The following is a 23,186-nucleotide window of genomic DNA, read 5'->3' as shown; positions in this document are numbered from 1 at the left end:
TCCGACTTCCAGGTGCCGTCGAGCTCGGCCTTGACCCGGGCGATGTAGTAGGGGGCCCAGGTGTCGAGGATCGAGGTCAGCTGGGTCTTGGGCCCGAACTTGATCATTTCGGAGTCCTGGCCGAAGGCAAGCTTGCCGCGTTCGCTGGCAATCTGCATCGCGGCCGGGCTATCCGTGTGCTGCATGATCACGTCGGCACCCTGGTCGATCAGCGCCTTGGCGGCGTCGGCTTCCTTGCCCGGGTCGAACCAGGTGTTGGCCCAGATGATCTTGACTTTGATGTTCGGGTTGACCGTCTGCGCACCGAGCATCGTGGCGTTGATGCCCATGATGACTTCCGGAATCGGGAACGAGGCGATATAGCCGAGCACGCCCGCCTTCGACATCTTGCCGGCGATCACCCCCTGGATGTAACGGCCTTCGTAGAAGCGGCCGTTATAGATGCCCATGTTCTTGTCGCTCTTGAATCCGGTCGCGTGCTCGAAATGCACGTTCGGATATTTCTTGGCGACCTTCAGCGTCGGGTCCATGTAGCCGAAGGAGGTGGTGAAGATCAGCTTGTTGCCGGCGCGCACGAGTTGTTCGATCGAGCGCTCGGCGTCGGGACCTTCGCTGACGTTTTCCAGATACGTCGTCTCGATCTTGTCGCCGAATTCCTTCACCAGCGCCTGACGCGCCACTTCGTGCTGATAGGTCCAGCCGAAATCGCCGACCGGCCCTAAGTAAATGAACCCAACCTTCAGCTTGTCAGCGGCCGAAGCGCTCACGCTCCCGGCCAGCAAAACCGCGGCAGTCGCCGCAAGAAGTGTTTTTCTCATTATCCATCTCCACTCGGGGTATTCCTTGAAATCCGGAACGCGGCGCCCCCATGAGCCGCTTTCCGAAACCGAAAAATCAACGGTCTGGCACAAAAACTGTCCCGAGCGCCGCCGGCGCTGTCGAGCCTCCGGTCCTCGCCCGCGAAATCAGGACAAGCACGATGACGGTCGCGAGATAAGGCAGCGACGACATGAATTGCGAGGGGATACCGAGGCCGAACGCCTGCACGTGCAATTGCAGGATGGTCACGGCGCCAAACAGGTAGGCGCCGACGGCAAGCCGTCCCGGCCGCCAGGAGGCGAACACGACCAGCGCCAGCGCGATCCAGCCGCGGCCCGCCGTCATGCCCGGAATGAAGAACGGCGTATAGGCGAGCGGCAGATACGCGCCCGCAAGTCCCGCGCAGGCGCCGCCGAACAGCACGGCATAGAGGCGAATCCGCAGCACGGGATAACCGAGCGCATGCGCCGAGACGTGATTGTCGCCGGCGGCGCGCAGCACAAGGCCCGCGCGTGTCCGATAAAGGAAGAACCAGACGGCGATCAAAAGCACGATCGACAGATAGACGAAGGCATCCTGGCCAAACAGGATGCGGCCGGCGAAGGGAATGTCGGTGAGAACAGGAATATGCAGATGCGGCGCCGGCGTGATTCGCTCGCCGACAAAGCCCGCACCGATCAGGCCGGAGACGCCGATGCCGAGAATGGTCAGCGCAAGCCCGGTCGCGACCTGGTTGACCGCAAGCCCCAGCGCCATGGATGCGAAGATCAGCGACATCAACATGCCGGCGATGATGCCGCAGATCGCGCCGACAATGATCGACCCGGTAAGCCACGCACCGCCGAAGGCGCAGGCCGCGCCGACGATCATCATGCCTTCGACGCCGAGGTTGAGCACGCCGGAGCGTTCGGTCACGAGTTCGCCCGTGGCCGCGATCAACAGGGGTGTCGATGCCGCGAGCACCGACAGGATGATGGGTTCAAGCAGTTCCACTTGGCACCTGTGGCGACGCGGAAACCAGCCGGATCCGATAGAGAATGAGGGAATCGCAGGCGAGCACGTAGAACAGCAAAATGCCTTGAAAAACCTTGGTCACATCGAGAGGTATTTTCATTGCGATCTGGGCCTGTTCGCCGCCGATGAACGTGAGCGCGAGGAAAAGCCCTGCAATTAATATTCCAACAGGGTTCAGCCGGCCGAGGAAGGCGACGATGATCGCGGTGAAGCCGTAGCCGGGCGAGAACCCCGGCTGGAGGTGGCCGACGGGACCGGCGACCTCGATGATCCCGGCAAGCCCCGCCAGCGCGCCCGAAATGGCGAAGGTGAGCAGGATCAGTTGGTTGGAATTGAAGCCGCCGAAGCGCGCAGCGCGCGGTGCGGCGCCGACGACGCGGATCTCAAAGCCCTTGATCATGCGGCTGAGCAGGATCGCGGCGGCGAGAACGGCGATGAGCGCGATGACGCCGCCCAGATGCAAACGGCCGCCTTCGATCAGGGTGGGGACGGTCGCCACCGGGTCGAATTCCGCCGTGGTCGGAAAATTATAGCCGGCCGGGTCGCGCCAGGGGCCGCGCACGAGATAGTCGAGAAAGAGATCGGCGACATAGACCAGCATCAGGCTGGTCAGGATTTCGCTGGCGCCAAACTTCACCTTGCAAATCGCCGGGATCATCGCATAGAGCGCGCCGGCGACAGCGCCCATCACGAGCATCGCCGGCAGGACCCAGGCGCCGACATCGGTGCCGTGGGTCTTCACGGCGAGCCATGACCCCGCGACGGCGCCGATCAGGAACTGTCCCTCGGCGCCGATATTCCAGACATTGGCGAGATAGCACAGCGACAGCCCGATCGCGATCATCACGAGCGGCGTCGCCTTCACCGCGATTTCCTGCAGCGAATAGCTGTCGGTCAGAGGATCGATGAAATAGACCCAGAGCGCGAGAAGCGGATTTTTGCCAAGGATCGCAAAGAGAATGACCATGGTGACGATGGTCAAGCCGATCGCAATCAAGGGCGAGATCAGCGCAATCGTGTTCGATCGCTCGGTGCGTTTCTCAAGCACCAGGTGCATGTGCCGCCTCCGCAGTCTCCAGGCCGCTTCCGCCCATCAACAGTCCGAGTTTTTCGCGGCTGGCTTCTCGTGTCGGCAGCGCCTCCGACAACCGCCCGTGAAACATCACCGCAATCCGGTCGGCGATTTCGCTGAGTTCGTCGAGGTCCTGGCTGGTGACAAGCACGGCCGCGCCGGAGGCGGCAAGATCGAGCAGCGCCTGGCGGATCACGGCGGCTGCACCGGCATCGACGCCCCAGGTCGGCTGGCTCACCACCAGCACGGCCGGATTGCGCAGGATTTCTCGCCCGACCACGAATTTCTGCAAATTGCCGCCGGAAAGGGAAGCTGCTTCCGGGTCGCGCTTCGCCTTGCGGACATCGAAGGTCTTGGTGGTGCGGTCGACGGCCGACAACGTCGCGGGCGTATCGACAAAGCCGAACTTCACCATGCCGCTCGCGGCATGTCCGGTCAAAAGCGCGTTCTCCGACAGCTTCATGCGCGGCGCGGTGCCGTGGCCGAGCCGCTCTTCCGGCACGAAGGCAGCTCCAAGCTTGCGGCGCTGGGTGATCGAGAGGTAGCCCGCCGCAATTCCTTCGATCACCACTGTGCCGGATTCGTTGGAAAGGCGCTCGCCTGACAACGCCGAGAAAAGCTCATCCTGGCCGTTACCGGCGACGCCGGCGATGCCGAGGATTTCACCGCCGCGCAATTCGAGCGAGATGTTTTGCAGCCTTACGCCATGGGGATCGTCCGGCTCGAGCGAGAGGTTGTTGACCACGAGGCGCGGCACCGTGACTTTGCGCTGAGCGGCGGCCTTCACTTCCTTGATCTCGGTGCCGACCATCATCCGCGCCAGCGAAGCTGCGGTCTCGGTTCTCGGATTGCAGGTCGCGACTTTCTTGCCGAGGCGCAGAATGGTCGCTGTATCGCAAAGCCGCTTCACCTCCTCGAGCTTGTGGCTGATGTAGAGGATCGCGCGGCCTTCAGATTTCAGCCGTTCCAGCACGATGAAGAGCTGATCGGCTTCCTGCGGGGTCAAAACCGCGGTTGGCTCGTCGAGGATCAGGAATTTCGGATTCTGCATCAGCGCGCGCACGATCTCGATGCGCTGCCGTTCGCCGACCGAGAGCTGCCAGACCTCGCGGCGCGGATCGAGCGGCAGCCCATAGGTGCGCGAGACCTGTTCAAGCCGCGCCGACATGTCCTTGAAAGATTCCTTGCCGTCGAGCCCGAGCGCGACGTTTTCGGCGACCGTCAGATTGTCGAACAGCGAGAAATGCTGAAACACCATGCCGATGCCGCGAGAGCGGGCTTCCGACGGCCCGGACAGGACCATGCGGTGGCCCTCCCAGCGCATCTCGCCTTCGCTTGGCTGGATCAGGCCGTAGATGGTTTTAACCAGGGTCGACTTGCCGGCGCCGTTCTCGCCGAGCAGCGCGTGGATTTCCTTCGGGTAGATGTCGATGTCGATGGAATCATTGGCCAGAAAGGCGCCGTAACGCTTGGTCAGCCCAATGGTTTGCAGCAGCGGCGTTTCGCCGGAATGCGGGCTGACGGGCGTCGAATCTGACATTCGGGTTGGTGTTTCCGAGTGGGCTATCTCAATACTGTGCCAGTTTAAGCGCCAACGTAAGTAGTGAAAAAGCGCCAGCTGTTGCCCAAGCCTTCGGCAATCGCCGAATTTGAGAGTGATTCTCGGCCAGCGGCCGTCAGACTTGAAGTCAGGACAGGCGAAGTTTTCGCAGGGTCGAAAGGCTGTTGCATAATTGTGACGGTCGGTTGCAATTCGTCATCGATAACGTGAGCTTGCTTTGAGTATGAGCATCATCATCTCTTCGTTTCCGGATGCTGCGAGAAGCCCGTTCGGCCGCGCCGCGCGCCGCGCCTCGAAACGATACGACAAGCAAAAAAATCAACAAAAACAAATCGAAAGTGGAACCCGACCAACAGCTTCATGCGCTGCTTGCTGTGTCGCGACCAACGCCTCGACATGCAAGTCGCGGATCTCGCGGATATTTTTTGACTATTCTTGCAGCAGATCGTGGAAAAAGTTGAGGCTTCTCTCCCCAACGGAACCGCGTAACTGTCCGATCCAGGGCCTAACGATGGTTCGCTCTGCAATTGGGGGTTACTAATGTTGTTTCGCAAAACAGTCTTCGCAACCGCGGCGCTGGCCGCGCTTGCATCGGCCGGCGTCGCGCGCGCCGCTGACCTTCCGGTCAAGGCCGCAAAGCCGGTGAAGGACACGCCGTTCTTCCTGGTGATCGATGACCGCGTCACCTTCTCCTACATCTTCTCGGGCACCGATCCCGGTGCGTTCTCGGTGAATCCGAATGGCACCTTCAACGGCAAGACCCCGAAGCAGGTTTACTCTTTCACACATTTCGACATCTGGGGCTACGGCACCAACTTCTTCACGATTTCGATGTTCAAGTCGGGTCATAACGATCCGGCTTCGCCCTGTGTGAACGCAGGTGTGCTGATGAGCGGTGCACCGGCTGATTGCGCTGGCGCAACCGAAATCTATGGTCTGTTCCGCTCGACCTTCGGCTGGAACGAGATCTTCGGCACCAAGGCCTTCAGCATGGGCCCGCTGCACAACATCTCGTTCGAGATCGGTGCGGACGCCAACTCGGAAAACACGTTCCTGGCTCCCGCCAAGCGCGACTTCGTCGCCGGTCTGCAATTCGCCTTCGATCTTCCCTACAAGGGCTACATCAACGTCGCGCCCTTGGCCTACAAGGAAATCAACCACAATGCGTTCGATCAGTGCGGTCTGTTCGGTCCGGGCGTACCTGGCGTAACCTGCCTCTCCGACGGCAACACCAATTACAAGACCACGTGGGCGGTCGAAATCAACTACTACATGGACCTCGGCTTCCTGCCCGAGAACATGCAGTACTTCTCCGTCAGCGGCCGCGCCGGCTGGTATGGACCGAAGGGCGATCAGAACTCGCCGCTGGTCGGAACCGGCGTCGGCTCCAACAGTACCGCGACGAAGACCGAGCTGAACTCGGAACCGATCCGTCTGACCTTCGACGCCTCGAAGGCGGCTTGGGGTGCGAAGTACACTCACTTCGTTGATCTCTGGGTCGCCTATCGCTACTGGCAGAACAAGTTCGGCCTCGATCACAATGCGGCTCCGGGCGTCTGCACCGTCAATGGTGTCAGCACCAACAGCTGTACGGAATCGTCGCTCTATGCCGGCGTGACCGTGAAGTTCTGATCTTCTGACTGGGGGTTAAGACGATGGCGCCGCGAGATGATCGCGGCGCCATTTTCTATTGGGGAAGCATGCCGCCTATTTGGTCCAGACACCCGCATGAAGCGCGGCGGCTTCATCTTCCAGCAGCGGGCCAACGACCTCGGTTGAGCGCTGGCCGCTTGCGAACACGGCGCGGCAGGGCAAATCAAGGGTCGGATTTTCAGGATGGTTGCCGGTGATGTCGCGCAGCCGCGCTTCGCTGAGACCATAGACGAGGCGACCGATCCCGGCCCAGTAGATCGCGCCTGAGCACATCGCGCAGGGTTCGGCGGACGAATAGATCGTGGCCCCGGCAAGCACCTCGGCCTTGAATGTGCGGCAGGCCTGCGTTGCCAGCAGACGCTCGGCATGCGCCGTGCCGTCACGGTCGGGCATGTAGCCGTTCTCGGTCTCGATCAGCACTTTGCGATTGCGATCGACCAGAATGGCGCCAAAGGGATGATTGCCGTTTGCCATCGAACGGCGCGCGACATCGAATGTGCGCGCAAGGAAATGCTCGTCCGCTTCAGCCTGCGTCAGGCCTGCGACGTCAGTCATTGGTTTAGTGTCCCGCCATGTGGCGGCCAACTTCCGTCAGGTCGGCTTCGCTCGCGCGCGCCTCATAGACGAACTGGCCGTGAAACATCACGACCAGACGATCCGACAATTCGAGCAGTTCGTCGAGGTCCTCGCTGACCAGAAGCACCGCCGCGCCGCGGTTGCGTGCCGCCATGATCTCGGCATGGATCTGGGCCACGGCCGCGAAGTCGAGCCCAAAACAGGGATTGGCGGCGATCAGCACCTCGACATCGTGCCCAAGTTCGCGCGCCAGCACCGCACGCTGCACGTTGCCGCCCGACAGCGCCGAAATCGGCGTGTCGGGTCCGCGAGTCTTGATCTTGTAGCGGTTGATCTTCTTTTCGGCGTCGTTGCGGAAAGCGGCGCCGTTCAGCCACCAGCCGCCCTTGGCAAAGGGCGCGCGGTCGAATTCGCGAAAAGCGACGTTGTCGGCGACGCTCATGCCGCCGACGCAGGCGTTCTTCAAAGGCTCTTCCGGCAGCAGCGACATCTTGTGCCGGCGCATTTCCTCGCGGCTCGCATGATAGGCCTCGCCCGCGACGCGGACCTCGCCGCTTTCGGCGTCGCGCTGGCCGGCCAGCACTTCGACGAGCTGGCGCTGACCGTTGCCGGAGACGCCGGCGATGCCGACGATCTCGCCGCCGCGCACGGACAGCGAAACATCGTGCACCGCGATCGCGCCGGCATCGTCGAATGCGCGGACCTTGTCGAGTTCGAGCCGCACGCCGCCGGTCTCGCCCGAGCGCGGCGGCTGGATGGTGAGTTCTTCCGCGCCGATCATGGCGCGCGCCATCGCGTCTGCCGTCAGCTCCTTGACGAGGCCTTTGCCGGCGAGCTTGCCGCGGCGCAGGATGGTGACTTCGTCGGCGAACGCCATCACCTCGCGAAACTTGTGGGTGATCATGAGAATAGTGAGTTCGCCGCCCTCGACCATCTTGCGCAGCATGCCCAGGACCTCGTCGGCCTCGCCCGGCGTCAGCACCGAGGTCGGCTCGTCGAGGATCAAGAAGCGCCGCTTCAGATAGAGCTGCTTGAGGATCTCGCACTTCTGCCGTTCGCCGGCCGAAATATCGGACACCTTTGCGTCGAGCGGCACCTTGAACGGCATCCGCGCGAGAAATGCCTCCAGCTCCTTCTTCTCCTTGGCCCAGTCGACCACGGCCGGCACGTCATCGCGCGCCAGCACCAGATTTTCGGCGACCGTCATCGCGCCCACCAGCGTGAAGTGCTGGTAGACCATCCCGAGGCCCAGCGCATGCGCGTCCTTCGGGTTGGCGATCGTCTGCTCGCGCTCGCCGACGATGATCTGGCCTTCGGTCGCGTGATAGTAGCCCATGATGCATTTGACGAGCGTCGACTTGCCGGCGCCGTTCTCGCCGAGCAGCGCATGCAGCGTGCCCGGCCGGACCTTGAGCTCGACATTGTCGAGCGCGAGGAAATCGCCGAACCGCATGGTCATGGCGACGGCGTCGACGCCGAAGGCGCCGGACGGAGGAGGGATTTCGCCGATAATCAAGAAATCGCTCCGATCAGGTCAGCGGATTTCGTCACCGCGCCGAACACGCCGCCCTGCATCTTGATCATCTTGATGGCGTGGTCGTGATTGCTCTTGTCGGTTGCCCCGCAGCAATCCTCGACCAGCACGCATTCGAAGCCGCGATCGTTGGCTTCGCGCATGGTGGTGTGGACGCAGACGTCGGTGGTGATGCCGGTCAGCACGATGTTCTCGATGCCGCGCACGCGCAACATCAGTTCGAGGTCGGTGGCGCAGAACGATCCCTTGCCGGGCTTGTCGATGATCGGCTCGCCCGCTTTCGGATAGAGCTCGGGAATGATGTCCCAGCCCGCCTCGCCGCGCACGAGAATCCGTCCGCACGGGCCCGCGTCGCCGATCCCGGCGCCGATCTGGCGCGAGCGCCAGCGCTTGTTGGCCGGAAGATCCGCAAGATCGGGACGATGTCCCTCGCGGGTGTGGATGATGTGGTAACCGCCCGCGCGCATCGCCGCCAGCAGGCGCTTGATCGGCTCGATCGGCGCGCGCGTCAATGACAGGTCGTACCCCATCTTGTCGACATAGCCGCCGACGCCGCAGAAGTCGGTCTGCATGTCGATGATGATCAGCGCGGTGTTTTGTGGGCGCAGATCGCCGTTATAGGGCCAGGCATAGGGCTCGGACTTGATGTAGCGCTCGGGCATGAGAGGCCTCGGTTAGCGGGTGATCGACAGTTCGGCGGGCGCGCCGGTCAGCGTGCGCTTCGGCGAGCAGGTGATGATCATGATCGCCAGCGTCAGAATATAGGGCGCGGCGTTGAAGAGATGATAGCCGGACGTGACGCCGACCGACTGCAGCGCCGGCCCGAGCGCCGCGGCGCCACCAAACGCAAGAGAGGCCCACAGGCACAGCATCGGGTCCCAGCGCGCGAAGATGACGAGCGCAACCGCCGTGACGCCCTGGCCCGACGACAGCCCCTCGTTCCAGCTTCCGGGATAGAACAGCGACAGGAACGAGCCGCCGATGCCCGCCAGGAAGCCGCCGACCATGGTGGCGCGCAGGCGGATCAGCAGCACCGAATGGCCCATGGCGCGTGCAGCGTCCGAACTTTCGCCGGCGGTGCGGATCAGAAGGCCCCAGCGCGTGGTGCGGAACGCCCAATAGAGAACGGGTGCGAGCGCTACGCCAAAGAGAAAGAGCACATTGATGCGCAGCGCCGCCTTCACCTGCTGGACGTCGCTCCACCAGCCGAAATCGATCGCCGGCAATCTTGCTGCAGTGGGCTCGATCAACGGCTTGCCAAGATAGAAGGCCAAACCTGTTCCGAACAGCATCAGCGCAATGCCGACCGCGACGTCGTTGACGCGCGGCAGCGAGCAGATTCCGGCGTGAAGCGCACCCAGCATCGCTCCGGTGATGCCGGCGGCAAGAACGCCGAGCCACGGCGATCCCGTGAGATAGGAGATGCCGTACGCGCTCATCGCGCCCATTACCAGCGTGCCCTCAAGGCCGAGATTGATGCGGCCCGAGCGCTCGGTGATGCATTCCCCCAGGCTCACGAACAAAAACGGCGTGGAGACGCGGATGGCGCCGCCGAACACGGCAAGCGGCACGGTCCAGAGCCCGATCGATCCGTCAGCCATGTCGCTTCAACCTCATTTGCTTTTCAGAAAGCCGATCCGGCCGTAGAGCGCGTCGCTCGCCAGCACGAACACGAAGATGATGCCTTGCAGCACCAGGACGGACGCATCAGGCAGGCCGAGCCTCCGCTGCAACAGGCCGCCCGAGGCATTGATGCCGCCGAGCAGGATCGCGACGGGAATGATCGCGAGCGGGTTTTGCCGCGACAGGAACGCGACCAGGATGCCGGTAAAGCCATAGCCGACGGCAAGGTTGGCATTGGTGCGGCCCTGCACTGCGGCGACCTCGACCATGCCGGCAAGCCCCGCGCAGGCGCCGGCGAGGAAACAGATGGTCAGGATCAGTCTGCCGACGGAGAGGCCGACGATCTTGGCGGCGCGGATATTGCCGCCGGCGACGCGCGCCGCGAAGCCGAAGGTGGTGTGATAGATCAGAATGTAGGAGGCGATCGCGGCGATCAGGCCGAACACCAGGCCCCAATGCACGTCGGTGCCGGGAATGGAGCCGATCATGTTGGCCGCGCCGATCTCGCGTGTCGACGGCTTGTTGAGGCTCGCCGGATCCCGCATCGGGCCTTCCACGAGGTGATTGAGGATGGCGAGCGCGATATAGACAAGCAAGAGACTCGAGATCGTTTCGTTGACGCCGCGGTACTGCCGCAGCGCGCCAGAGAGCAAGATCCACAAGCCGCCGCCGACCATGCCGGCGCCCGCCATTGCAAGCTGCACGGCGAGCGGCGGCGCCGACGGCATCGCGAGCGCGATTGACGTCGCCGACAGTGCGCCGATCAGAAGCGCGCCTTCGCCGCCGATGATGACCATGCCGAGTTGGGCGGGCAGCGCCGTGCAGAGCGCGGTGAGGATCAAGGGCGCGGCGCGCGTCAGCGTGTTCTGCCAAGAGAACCAGGTGCCGAACGCGCCCTGGTACATGTAGAAATAGAGGTCGAGCGGGTTTTTGCCGAACAGCGCTACAAAGATGCCGAAGACCACGAGCGCGCCGGCCAGCGCCGCGCCCGGGATCAGGATGTATTCGATGGTTGCGCCGTGGCGCTGAAGAAATCCGGGATCAGCGGCTGGAGCAATTCCAGCCGCTTCTGCCGAATCCGCAACTTCAGAGGTCACGAAGCTACTCCAGATGTCAGGATGTTGCTCCGATCACGCCCTCGATCAGATAATCCATCTTCTCGAGCTCGGGATCCTTCTGGGCGCGTTCGGTGCCGGCCGCAATCACGGTCTTGCCCTTGTTGTCGACCAGCGGGCCCTTGAAGATCGCAAGTCCCGACGCCATGAACTTGGCCTTGACCTCGTCGGCGTGCTTGCGCGCGGCTTCCGACACCTTGGGGCCGTAGGGCGAGACCTTGACGATCTCTTCCTGCAGGCCGCCGCGATAGAAGTTCGGGATGCTTTGGCCTGAGGTGACCATCTTGATGAACTTGGGATAGAGCGCTTCCCAGTTCCACTCCGCGCCGGTGAGATAAGCCTCGGGCGCCAGAGGCGACTGGTTGACGTGATAGCCGCACACCATGGCGCCGCGGCGCGCAGCGTTTTCCACCATGGTCTTCGGACCGTCGACGTGACAGGTCAGGACATCGACGCCCTGGTCGATCAGGCTGCCGGTGGCTTCAGCTTCCTTGACCGGCATCGACCAGTCGCCGGTGAAGATCACCTGCGTGGTGGCCTTCGGATTGGCGAGCCTGGCGCCGAGCGTAAACGCGTTGATGTTGCGCAACACCTGCGGGATCGGCTTGGCGGCGACGAAGCCGAGCTTGCCGCTCTTGGAGGTGTGGCCGGCGACGATGCCGGAGATGAACTGCGCTTCGTCGATGTAGCCGAAATAACTGCCGGCGTTCTTCGGGTCCTTGTCGGTCCACAGGCCGCCGGCGTGCTCAAAGCCGACTTTCGGATACTTTGCGGCAGTCTTGAGCACATGCGGGTTGTAGTAGCCGAACGAGGTCGGAAACAGCAGCGTCGCGCCGTCGAGATTGATCATCGATTCCATGGTCTTCTCGACCGCATCGGTCTCCGGCACCTTCTCTTCCTCGACCACCTTGATGCCCGGCATCTTCTTGAGCACGGCGGCGCCCGCCGCGTGGGCCTGGTTGTAGCCGTAGTCGTCGCGCGAACCGACATAGATGAAGCCGATCGTGGTGTCGGCGGCCAAAGCTGTGCGTGCGCCGAGCGCGGTGCCGAGTGTCAGCGCCGCGCTTCCCTGCAACAGGCGCCGTCGTGAAATGCTTGAGAAATCCATTTGACTACTCCCCGTGGCGGGTAAACCCGCTCCCATCTCGTAAAGCGCCCGCCCGATCGGCGAGGCCCGAAATGCCATGTCGCAAGCTTCGTGCCAGAGGGCACGTGCGCCTATCTATCTGTTTGCATTGGCAAAAGACTCGTGCGCGAGGTTTGGGCGGTTTTGCTGCTGACTAAAATGGCGGCAGATTTCTTGAATTGTATGCGGGAGAGTTGAGCAATCGGGGTTTCGGACCATGCCGCGCGGCGTGTGGCAAGGGATCGAGGGGCCTCATTGCCTAAAAATTAGGCTGCAAGGTGAGGGCGCATGATAGCCTTCCCGCGCCAAACCGACGGAATCAAATCCCGCGACTTTGATTCCGTTGATGATGCCGGTGACCCGAAGCCAGGTCAGAGCATTGGCACGCGGCTTGCTGCTTGGCTTGTCGAACCAAGGCGATGGCGAAAAGGCGAAGACCTCGTGAGCAAACCCGGGAAAGGCGTCGTGAAGGCGGAGCCTGCGCCAATCGAACTCGATTTTGCGAGGACGGCACTGGTCATCATCGACATGCAGCGGGATTTTCTCGAGCCCGGCGGTTTTGGCGAGACGCTCGGCAACGACGTCTCGCAACTGTCGCGCGCGGTGAAGCCGGTGGCGGCCGTTCTCGCTGCTGCGCGCGAAAATGGTCTTCTCGTCATCCATACCCGCGAGGGTCACTTGCCTGATTTGTCGGACGCGCCGCCTGCCAAGGTCGAGCGCGGCGCGCCTTCCTTGCGCATCGGCGACCCCGGTCCGATGGGCCGAATTCTCATTCGCGGCGAGGCAGGCCACGACATCGTCCCGGCGCTTTACCCGCTCAAAAGCGAAATCGTCATCGACAAGCCCGGCAAAGGAGCCTTCTACGCCACCGAGCTTGGCGCGGTGCTTAAGCAGCACGGCATCGAGAACCTCGTCGTCTGCGGCGTCACGACCGAGGTCTGCGTTCACACCACGATTCGCGAGGGCAACGATCGCGGTTACCGCTGTGTCGCGCTCGCCGACGGCTGCGCGTCCTACTTTCCGGAATTCCACGACCTGGGCCTCAAGATGATCAAGGCCCAAGGCGGGATTTTCGGCTGGGTCAGCGATTCAGCTTCGCTGCTCGAAGCGCTTGCGGCGGCGCGGATGGCTTCGTGAACCAAGACTGCCGCGTTGCACACCCACGCAGCATGACGGAAAGAGGCTCGCTGAAATCTCAGTGCGACAGCTCGTACTTTCGCATCTCCTGCAAGCGCGATAGGCAATACTCACGGTACAGTTTTTCGATAAATGCCCACATGACCGAACCTCATTGTTGGTCGCGAGCTGAAGGCTAGACCCGGTTCTGTTTCAGGAATGCGTCGTCCTGCCAGGAAAATGGTTTCCGCCGGTGTCGGGTATCTGGGATACCAGCGAGCTGTCGCGCGTCGTGTGGCTGATCGAGAAGAGCGGCGCGCAGCGGAATCTTTTTTCCGAATCTAACATAGATTATGGACCCGCTTCGAATCGACGGCGCAGTATGCGCGGAGGGATTGGGGGGACTTGCCATGCTTGACCGTCTTTCTCGGGAATCCAGCACTGCGTATCTGCCAAGAGTGAGCCGGACGCCGCAATGCGCCAGCTGTTCTGATACCATGCTCGCGCCCGAAAGCTCGGCGCTGATGGCGGACGGCATTGTCGGACATCTCTGGACCTGCGAGAGATGCGCCGAAACGGTCGTCACCAAATACGATCCCGATTTCGCCTGCTAGGCCGGCTTGCCGAACAGCGAGAGAACCCGGCAAGCGTCCCGCTTCAGGCGCCGAGGTAAATCTTCCTGCTGTGGACGCCGCGGATGCCCTGCTTCACGCTCAGCATCGCCACAACGCCCAGCCTTTGACTTGCCGCCCACTGGCTGGCTTTTCCGATGGCCTCTTCATCGTTTGACGCTTCGATGACCTGATTGTCATACGGCACGAGCTCGCCGGCTTCGTTATCGGAAAGTTCGGCAACGTACCGCTCATCGACCGTGATCGTGTTCATTTGCGTCCCCCTGTTTCGTCAGAGGATCGCCTCGGAAAATGGAGGCACGCGGACTTTTTTAAGCAGAAAAAAGGCAAACACGGTGCTCAATTGGCGACACGTTGCTGAACGTCGTCAAAAATCTGAAATGTGCGCGCGGTCAGTATTGACCACCGCCCCAGTAGCAACCGCCGATGCCGCCGCGACAGGGTCCGGCTGACCGGGAATGTCGGCGCAGGCGCTCCGGCATGAAGTCGTCGATCATACGCGACCGCGCCGTTCGCGTGCGATCCGCAACTGAGCCGGCCGGCGCCGCGCCGTTTGCCGAAGCAGCCGCTCCGGGAGGCGAGGGTGTGGCCGTAGACGGAGACATTGGTGAAGGCTGGTCGGAAGGCGAGGCCGACGGGGTGGCGGCGGGCGGTGCTGGAGACGCCGGTGACGGCGAGGCCTCCGCGAGCCGGCGAGCGGTGCTGTCGCTCGCGGGCAGCCCGCGACCTGGCCGGATCGGTCCGGGGAAGTCGCGCACGATGTTGAACAACACGGCCGCGAGGATCGCAATCACGAGAACGCGGATCGGATTTCGCAGAGGATAGAGAACAGCGCTCAGAATAAAGGGCGGCGCGTCCTGTTCCGCGGGCTGGTCCGGGCTTTGTTCGAACGCCATCAGCGCGGGTCGCTGCACCGGCGCCTCGTATCGGGACGCAGGTTGTGCGCGCAGTTCGAGCGCCTCGGCGATTTGGCGAAAGCTCTGGCCTTCTTTCCGTAGCGAGGCGTGGGTGTCGCGAAATGCCGCATCGCCAAGCATCGCAGGCTGGTCCATCCGTTTGATGCTGGCGACGATCCTGGGCCTCAGCAGCAACCGGCGCTGTTCGATCAGATCGGCCATTTTCGAAAAGTTCAGCCCGGCTTCGGAAAGAATTTGCGCGGCGCGGTCCTTGGCGGCTTGCGCAACCGTCGCATCATCCGCGTCCATCTGTTCCATGGCCTGTTTCAGGGATGCCATGTCGTCGATCATCGCAACAGATCCACTAGCTTTCGCCGCCGCGGACTGTGCGAGGCGCGAACTCGTCGTTTGCGAAGATTCCGATCGATTGTTCGATAACTGTACACCCAGTCAAAAATATCAGGATATCGCCGTCTTTCGACGACTTCGAACCACACAGTGACATTGTCGATGATGACGGGGTGCCAGGCAAACCATCGCCGCCACCTCGCTCTGTCTTTCGGCCTCAGTCTCATGTCAGCATCCCCACTTGCTTCGTGGATTAATCTCACGCCTTGAGTCACGACCCGGCGATGGCCGTGGCCAGCTTACGCGCGGGACTGCTCTTGCGCTACGTCGTTCGTTGAAAGACTACGCCGCATCCAAGCATCGCATGCGGTGTGAGCAACAGATCTTTCGTGAAGATAGTTAATGTAGTCGCCGCAGCAGATTCCACCTCGCGCATGATAACGGCCGCGGCGAAAAAAATCGTTGCGCTCGCTTTCACTTAAGTCAGCCATCGCGACGCGTTCGCTGCGTGATCGCACGTCGATCTCACAGCGTCGTCGGTGTTTGTCGTTGCGCTCATGCATGTCGGCGGTCGCACTTTGGTCGAATTGTTTTCGTCTCAACGGCGCCGATCAGCGCGCACATGTTGGAGTTCACGATGAGCGGTATTGGTATTGGCTGCCTGCCGGCGCGCAGCCGATTGATTCTGGCCACGGCTGGAATGCTCGCGCTGCTTGGTTCGTTTGCGCCGGCGCAAGCGCAAGCCGGCTACGATGGTTATTACGGTAGTCCCTGTTCCTACCGTTGCGGCTATCCCGCCTATCGATACTACCCGACTTACCGGCGTCACTACGGATGTTACTCGTGCCGGCCGCATCTGCTCTATGAGCGCCGCTACCGCTATGTCGAACGCGAATTCGTCGAACGGCGCTACGGCTATGGCGGCTATCGCCATCACTACAGCCACTATCCCTACGGTTACGGCCGCCGCTACGGCTACTATCCGTACGGAGCGTATCGGTCGGCATATCCCACCTATGGCTACGGCGGCGTCGGACGCCGCTGGCCCGCGCCGTATCTCAGCGGATACGAACAACCCTACGACGCTGGATATGACGAGCCGCCGCGGCCGCCGGCGCCCGTTCTTTATCCGGAAGAATAGCCATTCCCGGCTGTTTCAGTCTCCTCAATCGCCGAACGCCGTGCCCGCGAGCAGGATATATGCGCCGACTGCGAACCAGAAGGCGTAGTTGCTCACGATCGGTACTTCGATGAACACGCTGAGCACGGCGAGGATGATCACAATGAGCGAAGATACGAATCCAAAATTCACTGCGCACGCCTCCCTGCGCGGCCGGCGTGAAACGACCGACGCCCCAAAATGAGCACACACGGCAATGTGTGCAGTCTTCGCAATCTCAACATCAGCGCTGAGATGCGCACTCTGTTGCCGACACGTGTGTTCTTCAGTCGGTGCTGATGTGAACGCTAACCCGGATTGGCCCGCCATAGCCCATTGCGGCGAGCCATTAGGCCCGCTTCGCGAATTTTTCAGGGCGGTAGTTGGAACGTTTCGAGGCTCGTGAAATTTCGCCTTGCGAAAGTTCGGCGAGCCTCGCGCGTTCGACAGAATTCCTGGATCGCAAAACGGAAAATCCGCGAATGTTCGCGGGCTTTGGCGGCGGGACGATCAAAGCCGTCATGTATTCGTCATGTGAGTGGAGAGTTTCCGATGCTCGTGACCGAAGAAGACGCCGTGATGAAGAAGTGGTGTCCGATGATCCGGCTTCGTTGGGAGGAGAAGCAGTTTGCTTTCAATCGCTCCAATCCGGGCCGCAAGGCGCGCATCAAGAACATGCTGTATCGAATGTTTTTCCCGCGCCTGCATCACCAGATGAGAGGCCATTTCTTCCGATGCCAGGCTTCGGGTTGCATGATGTGGCGCTGGGAAGCCAGCCACCCGCATCCGCCGGAGCGGCGACGAGGCTATTGCGGTTTGGCGGGGACACCGTAAGGCGCGCGACGCGATCAGCGTCTTTCGACAAGGTAAACAATTGGCGAGCCCGCTAACTGCCCGGTGTGCAAGCGTTTTGCGGACGCTCCGCAACCGGTCCGCGATGCGCCCGATTGCATCCAAACTTTGGTCAAAAAGGCACCCCGAAACATCCTCGAATCACCTGCTTATCCACGCCGCGAAAATTGTTGGAGTTTGTTATGCGGGGCCATGCCGTCATCCTAGTTTCAGTTCTGGTCTGGCTCATCAACATCCAAAGTGCCGCGGCAAAGCTCAACATTCTCGTCGACAAGGCGACACAGCGCATGCTGGTCATTCAGGACGGCTATATCCGTTACATGTGGCCTGTCTCCACCGGCCGCGACAACATGCAAACGCCGAACGGAGTCTACAGTCCGCAGCGATTGGAACGTAACTGGTTCTCCAGCGCGTATTACGACTCGCCGATGCCATTTTCGATTTTTTTCCACGGCGGCTACGCAATCCACGGCAGCTACGCGATCGACCGGCTCGGAGGGCCCGCATCGCACGGATGTGTCCGGCTGCATCCGCATCATGCCGCGATCCTCTTTGACCTCGTGCAGCAGGAAGGCCCGGACAGGACGACCATCGAAATAACCGATGAAGGGCGCCCGATGGAGCAAGCGATGCCCGGGCGAGAGATCGCGGCAACACGAGGCCCCAATCCACCCATGCCGAGGATCGTGCACTATCGGGAAAACGTTGACATGCCCGATCTGCCGCCGGTGACGCGCGGTAGTCAGCCGATCGTCATGAAGGGCATCGCACCACCATCGCTGCGACCGCCGGCCACACGTCGCGCGCTGAGCGATGCCAATCCACCCGCCAACGTGCCGCGTGCGGGCGGCGGAGCGGGCGAGACGGATGTCGCAAAAAGCAGTCCACGGCTCGCGAGCGAACCCGCGGACTCTCGTTCTCAAACGAAAGTGATTGACGCACCGAAGGTGGTGGAAGCGGCATCTTCAGAACCGGCGCAAGCGGCCCGATCGGCGTCGAGCATCAAACTCCTGCCCGCATCCTGTTGGTCCGGCGGTGCTTCGCGATGGCAGTGGTGGGCATCGAACCAGGCAAATTCGTGCAGGTGATGTCGTGGCGATAGCGCGGTTCGCTTGCCGCATTTTTCGGGGTCGGCAGGCGACTATCTGAGGACCGTGCTGCGGCGACTGATATGCAGGACAGGCGGCTCCTGGAAGCCGTGCAGCATCAGTTGGTCGGCGCGCACTTCGAAGCTCTCGAGCCGGTCCAGGAAGCTCATGCCAAGCAGGTTGGTCTTCATCTGGCCGCGCGGCACCACAAGCGCCGGCACCGAGCGTTCGACCAGCTTGCCGATCACGATACGATCGAGCCACAACCGCGCCGCCTTGGTGCGCCCGCCCGCGGTTTGAACGTCGACATTGTAGTCGAGCAACTCGAGCGGGAAACCTGCGGCTTTTGCGGTTTCGTAAGTCAGGACAATGGAAGTCGCCCCGGTGTCGACTACCATCGGAGCCGCAATCCCGTTGATTTTGGCGTGTACTGAGAACTCGCCGTTCATGCCGCGGGGAATTTGCACAATGGTGGTTGGCTCGCGCTCACGCCGAAAATCCGAAACGGCGTCATTGGCGTGCGCGCCCCGGCTTAAATTCTTGGACGCGACAACGGCCCCCACAGTCGGGACCAGCAGGACGGCGAGAATCAAACTGCGCTTCACGATTTCACGCAATACAGGTTTGCCGCATTCTGCAGGCCGGTTTTGGACGGCTTCTTCTTGCAGGAAATACTTAAGAGCTGCCTTAGACGCGAAATCTTTTCGTGTCGCGTTTCGCTCTGCGTGTCGATCGGCGATGAAGCTTCCTTTGTGAACAAACGTCATGTTGATCGGTCTACATCAGCTCCCCAAGTTCAAGCTGAAAGGGTCAAGCCGAGGCGGACGGGAGCGTGCGAAAATAATGTTTGAAGGCTTTTCCAGCCAACAGGTCAGCGTGGGCGAGACCGAAATATCGTGCGTCATCGGCGGATCGGGTCCTCCCGTTTTGTTGCTGCACGGCTTTCCGCAAAACAAGGCGATGTGGGCGCGCGTGGCGCCGAAATTGGCGGCGAGCCATACCGTCGTCTGCGCCGATTTGCGGGGTTATGGCGACTCTTCCAAGCCGCGCTGCCTTCCCGACAGATCGAATTATTCCTTCCGCGCGATGGCCGGCGATCAGCTCAATCTGATGCGCGCGCTCGGTTTCGAGCGCTTTCACCTGATCGGGCATGATCGCGGTGGCCGCACCGGACATCGTCTCGCGCTCGATCATCCCGACGCTGTGTTAAGCCTCACCGTGATGGACATCGTGCCAACCTATGCGATGTTCATGGATACCAATCGCAAGGTCGCGGGCTCGTATTGGCACTGGTATTTCCTCTCGCAGCCGGAGCCGTTTCCCGAACGGTTGATCGGCAACGATCCGGACTTCTTCTACGAAACCTGTCTTGTCGGGTGGGGCGCGACGAAGATTTCGGATTTCGACCAGGAGATGCTCGCCGACTACCGCCGCTCCTGGCGCGATCCCGCGATGATCCACGGTTCATGTTCCGATTATCGCGCGGCGGCGTCCATCGATCTCGATCATGACGCCGCCGACATCGACAGCCGGGTCGAATGTCCGACGCTGGTTTTCTATGGTTCGACCGGGCAAATGGCGCAGCTCTTCGATATCCCAGCCGAGTGGCGCAAGCGCTTCAGCAGAGCGAAAGACGCCTCGCTTCCCGGCGGGCATTTCTTCGTCGATCAATTCCCGACGAGGTTGCGCGGACGCTCGGTGATTTTCTCGCGTTGGGCGTCTAGGCTCAAAGGCGGTTACGGGGATTTCCTGGCGGCGGCCGACGCTGACGTGATGTCGGCTCGCCTTACGATCCAGCCTTCGTATACTGCATCGTCCAGCTCGCCTGATCGCCGGGCGCGTACTCGTTTCCGTCCCACGGCGTGCCGCAGACATGCAAATAGGCGTACGGCGTTCCTGAAAACATGATCCAGGCGCCTGCGTCCCGGACCGTCGTCGGCAGACCGCAATGTTTGGCGTCGAAGGGCCAAAGCACCATCCAATGCGGACCGATCGGGATCGCTGGGCTGGTGCGGTCGAACGGCGTGTCGTTGCTGTGCTGGGTCGCGCCGCACAGCATGTAGCAAAGCCCGGGAGCCGCGTTGGTCGGCGCGGGCTTGCCGGCGTGGATGTCCCGAAACCATTGCAGGCCGAGCTGATCGACGCACATCGGAGGATCGCCGATGCGGTTCTCGTCGCCGGGCATGCAGACCCACTCGTTGGTTCCCGGCCGTAGAATGTTGGAGTTTCCGTGGTGGTCCATTTCGACAATGGTGGCGTCGCGCGTGATTTGCAGCGGACCGGCGCGCATCGCGCGACTGATCTTGACGGCTTTGACCAATTCGTCGGGCGAATCTGACGGAGCTGCGTTGGCAGGCAAGGCAACAGCAGCGTTGCCGTAGCTTCCAGCGCTGCCCGCTTGGGTGGAAAAGCTGCGCGCCTGAGCAGAAGCGGCTTGCTGGGCCAATGCCATGGCCGCGCCATAGAATGCGAGACTTCCAATCGCCTTGCGGCGCGAGATCGTGGACATCGTCCTGGTCTCCGGTTCCAAGTCCGCCCTTTCGGTTATGATATTACAACTATCATTCAATGTTGCCAGCGCACAAATTCGTGACTGTTGGATTGCGATCTTAAGTGAAACGGGCGGCCACTTGGGCCATGACCCTACCTTCTCAGGCCCGACGTCTCCAATAGCTTGACCAGCCACCACCGCCAGCGGGGCACCTGATAGAAAACGCTCAAGCCGGGAGAATCGAGCCCGTCGACCGTCTCGGAAAGCTGTCCTTCCGCCATCGACTGCTCGACGGTCGCGCCCTGCTTGTCGGTTCGCGTGCAGCGCCAGTTGAGCGCGTCGCGCACGGCGCAATTGCTGAGTTTTGAGGGCGCCTCGCTGCCGATCCAGACGATGACGCTCTGCTGGTCGGGAAACACCTTGTAGGTTTCGGGCGTCGAGGTCAATTCGTGCTTCAGGCCGCAGGGATTGTTATCCTCCGCCTCGGATGTGCAGAACATGCGATAGACCGTGGTCTCGCCCTTGACGTGTTCAAGCGCGGGCCAGACGGCAAAGCCGGCGACAGCCAGCAGCACGCCGCCCAACAGCCACGCAACCAATTTTTCCATCACCGTTTCTTGCGCCGCGAATGACCTGCCCGATACCACCAACCTAGATAGGTGCAGGGGTCTTGTCGATCCGCTGAAGGCGAGGAGTTCGGCTAATCATGACCGAGGCCGAGCGCGAGCGCGACCACGCCGACCAGGATCAGGCTGATCGCCCAGACCGCATCCAGATTGAACCAGCTGCGCGAGACGAACTTCAGGTCCAGATAGCGGTACACCAGCCAGGCCAGGCATCCGCCGGCGCCGATCATTGCAGTGACGTGGACGATGGCGACGAGAACTGCGACGCCGAGATTGCCTTCGATGAGCAGCCCGGTGGCTCTGTCATCGGCAGCTTCAGTGCGGCACAGGCCGAGATAGATCGGCACCAGCATCAGTCCGGCGCCGTGTGCAATCGCGATCGCGAATGACCAGAGCCCGAGTTGGGTCGGCCTTATCCTCGCGAGCGATCTTGGATGGCGTCGCTCGAGCAGGCGAAAGACGCCAAAGCCGATGACGATAACAGCTGCTGCCGCCTGAATCTCGCGCCGCCATTCGGCGAGGGAAAGCAGAAGGCCGAACGGTAACAGCATCACGAGGATCGCCAGAAAATGTCCGGCTGCCAGCGGACCAAGCGCGCGAAGCAGCGCGCGTGGCGTCTTCTCCATTAGTCCCGCGGAAACCGCGAGCGGCCAGCCCATGGCGGGATTGACGCCGTGATAGAGGCCGCTCGCAATGATTGCCAGCCAGAGCCAGGTGGCTGTCGCGTCCAATGTTTACGCCGACGGGTAGCAGAAGGAGTCGGTCGAGCAGTCGCCGCCTTCGAGCCGAATCTGATGCGGCCGATAGCCGTCGGGGCAATTCACCCAATAATCCTTCGCGAGTTCAAGCCCGCCGCTCGGGCCGACATTGGCCATCACGGCAGCACCCGGCATCCCGTCGGGATAGAACTGCTTGTCCCATGTCGAATAGAGCGAATTCGTCCAATAGACGCGTTTGCCGTCGCGGCTGATTTCGACCATTTGCGGGCCGCCCGCATAGGTCTTGCCGTTCGGGTGCGGCGTCCGGCGGGCGATGCCGCCGATATGCACGGAGCCGACATGCTTCGGCTTTCTGGGATCGCGCACGTCGTATTGCCGCATCTCGCCGGTGCCCCAGCAGGACACGTAGAGAAAGCGGTCATCCATCGACAGATCGATGTCGGTGACGAGCGGCGGCACCGCGCCAAAGCCCTGCAAGAGCGGCGGCAGCTTCTCTTTCGGCGCGGGTTCGGCTGGAATTGTCGCCGTCTTTTCGGCGTGGAATTTTCCGCCGTCGCGCCACCAGGTAAAGATCGACGCTTCGAGATTGGTGGTGTCGACTACGACGCCGACAAAGCCATATTCGCGAACCGGATCGTGCGCGGGGCGCACCTCCAGCGCCATCTGATGGTTGGCGCCGAGATCGATGGTCTGCACGTGACGCCGCTCGCGGAGATCCCAGAAGTGCAGCTGGTGGCCATATTTGTTGGCGAGAAGATCCTCAGGCACGATGCCGTTCTCGAATTGCGGCGGCAGCGCCCATTCGCTGGTCACCATGTAGTCGCGCGGCAGATTCCACCAGAAATCATAATGCAGCTTCTGCGGACCGCGATCGATCTCCCAGCGTCCGAGCACCTCGAATGTTTCGCAGTCCATGATGAAGACGCCGGGAGGTCCTTGCGTGCCGTCCTTGCCGCCGCCGCCCAGCGTCGAGACATAGATGCCATCCGGCCCGCAGTGGACGGTATGGGGTCGCGAGTAACCGGTCTTCTTGAAGACTTCCTCCGGCTCGATGATCTTGTGAATTTTCGCCTTACTGGGGTCAGGCTTGGTGTCTACCACATAGATGCGGGACGAGCGAAGGCCGGGAATAATGAGGTAACGGCGTTCGACGAAGGCGTGCCCAG

23 protein-coding genes are annotated in these 23,186 nt (G+C 61.7%); 6 read left to right on the top strand and 17 right to left on the bottom strand.

Translation table 11 applies throughout. The annotated features are described in order from the left end of the window. From VFB05_RS17230 to VFB05_RS17215, 4 genes are all read right to left on the bottom strand, one after another. Window positions 1-818, bottom strand: an 818-nt coding sequence (locus tag VFB05_RS17230; protein WP_325014129.1) for a BMP family ABC transporter substrate-binding protein, incomplete at its 3' end; no start/stop codon positions are given. A gap of 76 nt (window positions 819-894) precedes the next feature. After that, window positions 895-1,812 (bottom strand): ABC transporter permease, encoded by a 918-nt coding sequence (locus tag VFB05_RS17225; protein WP_325014126.1) that lies wholly within the window; start codon window positions 1,810-1,812, stop codon window positions 895-897. Beyond that, a complete protein-coding gene (locus VFB05_RS17220; protein WP_325014124.1) occupies window positions 1,799-2,890 on the bottom strand; it encodes an ABC transporter permease in 1,092 nt (363 codons plus the stop codon). Before VFB05_RS17220 ends, VFB05_RS17225 begins: the two co-directional genes overlap by 14 nt. Further along, a complete protein-coding gene (locus VFB05_RS17215; RefSeq protein ID WP_325014122.1) occupies window positions 2,874-4,445 on the bottom strand; it encodes an ABC transporter ATP-binding protein in 1,572 nt (523 codons plus the stop codon). The genes VFB05_RS17220 and VFB05_RS17215 overlap by 17 nt, the downstream gene beginning before the upstream one ends. Before the next feature lie 561 nt (window positions 4,446-5,006). On the opposite strand from VFB05_RS17215, the gene VFB05_RS17210 reads away from it, so the two are divergent. After that, the gene (locus VFB05_RS17210) at window positions 5,007-6,098 is read left to right on the top strand and encodes a hypothetical protein (RefSeq protein WP_325014120.1); all 1,092 of its coding nucleotides are present in this window, start codon (window positions 5,007-5,009) and stop codon (window positions 6,096-6,098) included. 75 nt (window positions 6,099-6,173) lie between these two features. Here the strand turns inward: VFB05_RS17210 and VFB05_RS17205 are convergent, their stop codons facing one another. The 6 genes from VFB05_RS17205 to VFB05_RS17180 are packed head-to-tail and all read right to left on the bottom strand — an operon-like array spanning window position 6,174 to window position 12,075. Beyond that, window positions 6,174-6,674 (bottom strand): nucleoside deaminase, encoded by a 501-nt coding sequence (locus VFB05_RS17205; protein WP_325014117.1) that lies wholly within the window; start codon window positions 6,672-6,674, stop codon window positions 6,174-6,176. 4 nt (window positions 6,675-6,678) lie between these two features. After that, on the bottom strand, window positions 6,679-8,211 hold the full coding sequence (locus tag VFB05_RS17200) for an ABC transporter ATP-binding protein (protein WP_325014115.1): 1,533 nt from the start codon (window positions 8,209-8,211) through the stop codon (window positions 6,679-6,681). Continuing rightward, the gene (locus tag VFB05_RS17195) at window positions 8,208-8,891 is read right to left on the bottom strand and encodes an isochorismatase family cysteine hydrolase (protein WP_325014113.1); all 684 of its coding nucleotides are present in this window, start codon (window positions 8,889-8,891) and stop codon (window positions 8,208-8,210) included. The genes VFB05_RS17200 and VFB05_RS17195 overlap by 4 nt, the downstream gene beginning before the upstream one ends. A gap of 12 nt (window positions 8,892-8,903) precedes the next feature. Continuing rightward, complete coding sequence (locus VFB05_RS17190; protein ID WP_325014111.1) at window positions 8,904-9,830, bottom strand: ABC transporter permease; 927 nt, start codon at window positions 9,828-9,830, stop codon at window positions 8,904-8,906. A 12-nt stretch (window positions 9,831-9,842) separates the two neighbouring features. Further along, window positions 9,843-10,949 (bottom strand): ABC transporter permease, encoded by a 1,107-nt coding sequence (locus VFB05_RS17185; protein ID WP_325014109.1) that lies wholly within the window; start codon window positions 10,947-10,949, stop codon window positions 9,843-9,845. Between the two features lie 16 nt (window positions 10,950-10,965). Beyond that, entirely contained in the window at window positions 10,966-12,075 is a 1,110-nt protein-coding gene (locus VFB05_RS17180; protein WP_325014107.1) for a BMP family ABC transporter substrate-binding protein, read from the bottom strand. Between the two features lie 459 nt (window positions 12,076-12,534). Here VFB05_RS17180 and VFB05_RS17175 point away from each other — a divergent pair, with 459 nt between their 5' ends. Next, the gene (locus VFB05_RS17175; RefSeq protein WP_325014105.1) at window positions 12,535-13,230 is read left to right on the top strand and encodes an isochorismatase family cysteine hydrolase; all 696 of its coding nucleotides are present in this window, start codon (window positions 12,535-12,537) and stop codon (window positions 13,228-13,230) included. Window positions 13,231-13,866: 636 nt separating this feature from the next. On the opposite strand, the gene VFB05_RS17170 is transcribed toward VFB05_RS17175, so the two are convergent. Together VFB05_RS17170 and VFB05_RS17165 are read right to left on the bottom strand one after the other, a co-directional pair. Beyond that, entirely contained in the window at window positions 13,867-14,094 is a 228-nt protein-coding gene (locus VFB05_RS17170; protein WP_325014103.1) for a hypothetical protein, read from the bottom strand. A 139-nt stretch (window positions 14,095-14,233) separates the two neighbouring features. After that, window positions 14,234-15,088, bottom strand: coding sequence for a hypothetical protein (locus VFB05_RS17165; RefSeq protein ID WP_325014101.1), 855 nt, complete (start codon window positions 15,086-15,088; stop codon window positions 14,234-14,236). A 634-nt stretch (window positions 15,089-15,722) separates the two neighbouring features. On the opposite strand from VFB05_RS17165, the gene VFB05_RS17160 reads away from it, so the two are divergent. Continuing rightward, window positions 15,723-16,226, top strand: a complete 504-nt coding sequence (locus tag VFB05_RS17160) for a hypothetical protein (RefSeq protein WP_325014099.1) — start codon at window positions 15,723-15,725, stop codon at window positions 16,224-16,226. 24 nt (window positions 16,227-16,250) lie between these two features. Here the strand turns inward: VFB05_RS17160 and VFB05_RS17155 are convergent, their stop codons facing one another. Beyond that, on the bottom strand, window positions 16,251-16,397 hold the full coding sequence (locus VFB05_RS17155; protein WP_325014097.1) for a hypothetical protein: 147 nt from the start codon (window positions 16,395-16,397) through the stop codon (window positions 16,251-16,253). A gap of 399 nt (window positions 16,398-16,796) precedes the next feature. Between VFB05_RS17155 and VFB05_RS17150 the strand changes: the two genes are divergently transcribed. Next, window positions 16,797-17,078, top strand: a complete 282-nt coding sequence (locus tag VFB05_RS17150) for a hypothetical protein (RefSeq protein WP_325014095.1) — start codon at window positions 16,797-16,799, stop codon at window positions 17,076-17,078. A 200-nt stretch (window positions 17,079-17,278) separates the two neighbouring features. Beyond that, the gene (locus VFB05_RS17145; RefSeq protein ID WP_325014093.1) at window positions 17,279-18,184 is read left to right on the top strand and encodes a L,D-transpeptidase family protein; all 906 of its coding nucleotides are present in this window, start codon (window positions 17,279-17,281) and stop codon (window positions 18,182-18,184) included. Window positions 18,185-18,237: 53 nt separating this feature from the next. On the opposite strand, the gene VFB05_RS17140 is transcribed toward VFB05_RS17145, so the two are convergent. Then, entirely contained in the window at window positions 18,238-18,789 is a 552-nt protein-coding gene (locus tag VFB05_RS17140; protein ID WP_325014134.1) for a TIGR02281 family clan AA aspartic protease, read from the bottom strand. A gap of 238 nt (window positions 18,790-19,027) precedes the next feature. On the opposite strand from VFB05_RS17140, the gene VFB05_RS17135 reads away from it, so the two are divergent. Beyond that, complete coding sequence (locus VFB05_RS17135; protein ID WP_325014091.1) at window positions 19,028-20,092, top strand: alpha/beta hydrolase; 1,065 nt, start codon at window positions 19,028-19,030, stop codon at window positions 20,090-20,092. A gap of 735 nt (window positions 20,093-20,827) precedes the next feature. Here the strand turns inward: VFB05_RS17135 and VFB05_RS17130 are convergent. From VFB05_RS17130 to VFB05_RS17120, 3 genes are all read right to left on the bottom strand, one after another. After that, window positions 20,828-21,283, bottom strand: coding sequence for a hypothetical protein (locus tag VFB05_RS17130; protein WP_325014089.1), 456 nt, complete (start codon window positions 21,281-21,283; stop codon window positions 20,828-20,830). 92 nt (window positions 21,284-21,375) lie between these two features. Next, window positions 21,376-21,960, bottom strand: a complete 585-nt coding sequence (locus VFB05_RS17125) for a hypothetical protein (RefSeq protein WP_325014132.1) — start codon at window positions 21,958-21,960, stop codon at window positions 21,376-21,378. Between the two features lie 75 nt (window positions 21,961-22,035). Further along, on the bottom strand, window positions 22,036-23,186 hold a 1,151-nt coding region (locus VFB05_RS17120), incomplete at its 5' end, for a selenium-binding protein SBP56-related protein (RefSeq protein ID WP_325014087.1).

The organism is Bradyrhizobium sp. (genome assembly GCF_035652035.1).
GTDB lineage: Bacteria > Pseudomonadota > Alphaproteobacteria > Rhizobiales > Xanthobacteraceae > Bradyrhizobium.
Note: the sequence above shows the minus strand (reverse complement) of the source record. Positions and strands in the feature narration are given on the sequence as shown.

Bases quoted from the DNA above. Each gene is read 5' to 3' on its own strand.
- VFB05_RS17220 (WP_325014124.1), bottom strand. From the start codon at position 2,890: ATGCACCTGGTGCTTGAGAAACGCACCGAGCGATCGAACACGATTGCG.
- VFB05_RS17215 (WP_325014122.1), bottom strand. From the start codon at position 4,445: ATGTCAGATTCGACGCCCGTCAGCCCGCATTCCGGCGAAACGCCGCTG.
- VFB05_RS17210 (WP_325014120.1), top strand. From the start codon at position 5,007: ATGTTGTTTCGCAAAACAGTCTTCGCAACCGCGGCGCTGGCCGCGCTT.
- VFB05_RS17205 (WP_325014117.1), bottom strand. From the start codon at position 6,674: ATGACTGACGTCGCAGGCCTGACGCAGGCTGAAGCGGACGAGCATTTC.
- VFB05_RS17195 (WP_325014113.1), bottom strand. From the start codon at position 8,891: ATGCCCGAGCGCTACATCAAGTCCGAGCCCTATGCCTGGCCCTATAAC.
- VFB05_RS17190 (WP_325014111.1), bottom strand. From the start codon at position 9,830: ATGGCTGACGGATCGATCGGGCTCTGGACCGTGCCGCTTGCCGTGTTC.
- VFB05_RS17180 (WP_325014107.1), bottom strand. From the start codon at position 12,075: ATGGATTTCTCAAGCATTTCACGACGGCGCCTGTTGCAGGGAAGCGCG.
- VFB05_RS17170 (WP_325014103.1), bottom strand. From the start codon at position 14,094: ATGAACACGATCACGGTCGATGAGCGGTACGTTGCCGAACTTTCCGAT.
- VFB05_RS17165 (WP_325014101.1), bottom strand. From the start codon at position 15,088: ATGATCGACGACATGGCATCCCTGAAACAGGCCATGGAACAGATGGAC.
- VFB05_RS17160 (WP_325014099.1), top strand. From the start codon at position 15,723: ATGAGCGGTATTGGTATTGGCTGCCTGCCGGCGCGCAGCCGATTGATT.
- VFB05_RS17150 (WP_325014095.1), top strand. From the start codon at position 16,797: ATGCTCGTGACCGAAGAAGACGCCGTGATGAAGAAGTGGTGTCCGATG.
- VFB05_RS17145 (WP_325014093.1), top strand. From the start codon at position 17,279: ATGCGGGGCCATGCCGTCATCCTAGTTTCAGTTCTGGTCTGGCTCATC.
- VFB05_RS17135 (WP_325014091.1), top strand. From the start codon at position 19,028: ATGTTTGAAGGCTTTTCCAGCCAACAGGTCAGCGTGGGCGAGACCGAA.
- VFB05_RS17130 (WP_325014089.1), bottom strand. From the start codon at position 21,283: ATGGAAAAATTGGTTGCGTGGCTGTTGGGCGGCGTGCTGCTGGCTGTC.
- VFB05_RS17125 (WP_325014132.1), bottom strand. From the start codon at position 21,960: ATGGGCTGGCCGCTCGCGGTTTCCGCGGGACTAATGGAGAAGACGCCA.